The following is a 661-nucleotide window of genomic DNA, read 5'->3' as shown; positions in this document are numbered from 1 at the left end:
TCGGTCGCATCGCGGAACAGGTACTCCCACTTCGGATCTCGCGGAATCATCGTGCAAACGATCCTGCAGTCCTGGGCTCAGGGCGTGGGCTGCTGGGGCGAAGCGGGCATGAAGGCGCTGTGGTCGGCGGCCAACATCAAGGTCCTCGGCAGCGGATTGGACGACGAGGACTTCCTGCAGGCCCGCTCCCGCATCGTCGGTGATCACCGCGAGCTGGTCACCAGCGTCTCGCGCGGCCGGCGGGCGGACTCGGGCACCGAGTCGACCTCGCTGACCACCGAGGCCACTCTCACCGCCAGCGATATCGCGGCCATGCCCCGTGGGCGGGCGCTGGTGTTCACCTCCGGTCACCGCTCGACTCTCGTGCGGACCACGCCGTGGATGGAACGCGCCGACGCCGACCTCATCCGCGAATCGATCGCCGCACACGCACCCACCCAATCCGGCACCACCACGGCTGGCCCGCGCCTGCGTGCCGTGCCGTCTGACGAGGAGGACAACGCAGCATGAGCGACACCACCACCCCCACCAACGGCGCTGCCCCGGCCGGATCGGCTGCCGCGCAGATCATCCCGGCCGCCGAGCTGAGCGAGCTGATGGACGCCGTGGTCCGTAAGGCCGTCAGCGCGAAATTCGCTGAGCAGGCCAAAGAGATCGCCGC

The 661-nt window shown here is 69.1% G+C and carries 1 protein-coding gene; it reads left to right on the top strand.

What is annotated here, in order from left to right:
• Positions 1–510 (top strand): TraG/TraD/VirD4 family protein (locus tag A5780_RS13755; protein ID WP_156769489.1); only part of this gene is annotated, 510 nt, incomplete at its 5' end.
• Positions 511–661 lie beyond the last annotated feature (151 nt).

This window comes from Nocardia sp. 852002-20019_SCH5090214 (assembly GCF_001665865.1).
GTDB classification, from domain to species: domain Bacteria; phylum Actinomycetota; class Actinomycetes; order Mycobacteriales; family Mycobacteriaceae; genus Nocardia; species Nocardia nova.
Note: the sequence above shows the minus strand (reverse complement) of the source record. Positions and strands in the feature narration are given on the sequence as shown.